Source organism: Pseudomonas sp. AMR01 (genome assembly GCF_041946035.1).
GTDB lineage: Bacteria > Pseudomonadota > Gammaproteobacteria > Pseudomonadales > Pseudomonadaceae > Aquipseudomonas > Aquipseudomonas antarctica_B.
The window spans coordinates 1-2,303 of the sequence record NZ_JAUTYR010000082.1; the positions used below are offsets into that span (position 1 = coordinate 1).

Genomic DNA, 2,303 nt, shown 5'->3' on the forward strand with positions numbered 1-2,303 from the left:
GTGACCGCAGTTTGCGCTGGGTTGGTCAGCGTGGCGGTGTAAGTAATATCGCCGCCTTCAACGACCGACGGGTTCGCCGTCAGGGTAACGGTAGTGGTGTCGACCGAGTCAGTGATCGTGGTCACAGCCGGAGTTGGGTTAGTTGCCAGGTTCTCGAAATTGCCGCCGGTAGCGTTGGTGATCGTCGTGTTGACGGTCGAACCGTTGTTGTAGACATCGTTGGCCGGGGTTTCGAATACAACGGTTCCAGCAGACTTGCCCGCTTCGATAACGATTGTCTGGCCGTTACTCAACGTGACGGTCACAGCAGTTTGCGCGGGGTTAGTCAGCGTGGCGGTGTAGGTGATGTTGCCGCCCTCAACGACCGAATTATCGGCGGTCAGGGTGACGGTGGTGGTGTCGACCGAGTCGGTGATCGTGGTCACAGCTGGCGCTGTATTCGCCGCCAGATTCTCGAAGTTACCGCCTTCTGCTTTGGTGATGGTGGTGCTTACGGTCGAGCCGTTGTTGTACACATCGTTGGCTGGGGTTTGGAACACCGCAGTCCCGGAGGACTTGCCAGCTTCGATGTTGATCGTCTGGCCATTGCTCAACGTCACGGTGACCGCGGTTTGCGCCGGGTTAGTCAGCGTAGCGGTGTAAGTGATGTCACCGCCTTCAACAACCGACGGGTTCGCCGTCAGAGTAACGGTGGTGGTATCGACCGAGTCGGTGATCGTGGTCACCGCTGGCGCAGAGTTAGTCGCCAGATTTTCGAAATTACCACCTTCTGCTTTGGTGATCGTGGTGCTAACGGTCGAACCGTTGTTGTAAACATCGTTGGCTGGAGTTTCAAAAACTACAGTTCCAGCAGACTTGCCGGCTTCAATAACGATGGTCTGGCCATTCGAAAGCGTCACGGTGACCGCGGTTTGCGCCGGGTTAGTCAGCGTAGCGGTGTAAGTGATATTACCGCCTTCAACGACTGAGTTATCGGCGGTCAACGTGACGGTCGTGGTGTCGATCGAATCGGTGATCGTGGTCACAGCCGGAGCTGGATTCGGCACTAGGTTCTCGAAGTTGCCGCCAGTGGCGCTGGAGATCGTGGTGCTGACAGTAGAACCGTTGTTGTAAACATCGTTGGCCGGGGTATCAACCTGGACAGTCCCAACCGACTCGCCCGCCTTGATGGTAATCACCGAGCCGTTGCTCAAGGTGATGGTCACCGGCGTTTGCGCAGGATTGGTCAAAGTAGCGGTGTAGGTAATCTGACCGCCTTCGGTCACGGTCTCGCCTGCGGTCAGCGTGACAGTGGTGGTGTCGATCGAGTCAGTAATAGTGGTAACTGCAGGTGCCGGATTTGGCGCCAGGTTTTCGAAATTACCGCCGGTCGCCGAAGTGATGGTGGTGCTGACAGAGTTGTTGGTGCTGCCGTTGTTATAGACGTCGTTGGCCGGAGTTTCGAACACTACCGAACCAGCAGATTTGCCAGCCTCAATAGTGATGGTCTGACCGTTAGAAAGCGTCACGGTAACCGCTGTTTGTGCTGGGTTAGTCAGCGTAGCGGTGTAAGTGATATTGCCGCCTTCAACGACCGAATTATCTGCGGTCAGAGTGACGGTGGTGGTGTCGATCGAGTCGGTGATCGTGGTCACAGCCGGAGCTGGATTCGGTACCAGGTTCTCGAAGTTGCCGCCAGTAGCGTTGGTGATCGTCGTGTTGACGGTCGAACCGTTGTTGTAGACGTCGTTGGCTGGAGTTTCAAAAACTACAGATCCAGCAGATTTACCGGCTTCAATAACGATGGTCTGGCCATTGCTCAAGTTGACCGTCACAGCGGTTTGCGCTGGATTGGTCAACGTCGCGGTGTAGGTGATGTTTCCGCCTTCAACGACCGAGTTATCGGCGGTCAGGGTGACGGTAGTGGTGTCGATCGAGTCGGTGATCGTGGTGACAGCAGGCGCAGGGTTGGTCGCCAGGTTCTCGAAATTGCCGCCCGTAGCGTTGGTGATCGTCGTGTTGACGTTCGAACCGTTGTTGTAGGCATCGTTGGCCGGGGTTTCAAACACTACCGAGCCAGCAGATTTGCCGGCCTCAATAACGATGGTTTGACCATTGCTCAGGGTCACTGTCACCGCAGTCTGCGCTGGGTTAGTCAGCGTAGCGGTGTAAGTGATGTTGCCGCCTTCAACAACCGAGTTATCTGCGGTCAGGGTGACGGTGGTGGTGTCGATCGAGTCTGTGATCGTGGTCACAGCCGGAGCTGGATTCGGTACTAGGTTCTCGAAGTTGCCGCCAGTAGCGTTGGTGATCGTCGTGTTGAC

At 56.1% G+C, this 2,303-nt stretch carries 1 protein-coding gene; it reads right to left on the bottom strand.

The window, feature by feature from the left end; translation table 11 throughout:
* On the bottom strand, window positions 1-2,303 hold a 2,303-nt coding region (locus Q7C20_RS26590), incomplete at both ends, for an immunoglobulin-like domain-containing protein (RefSeq protein WP_375071169.1).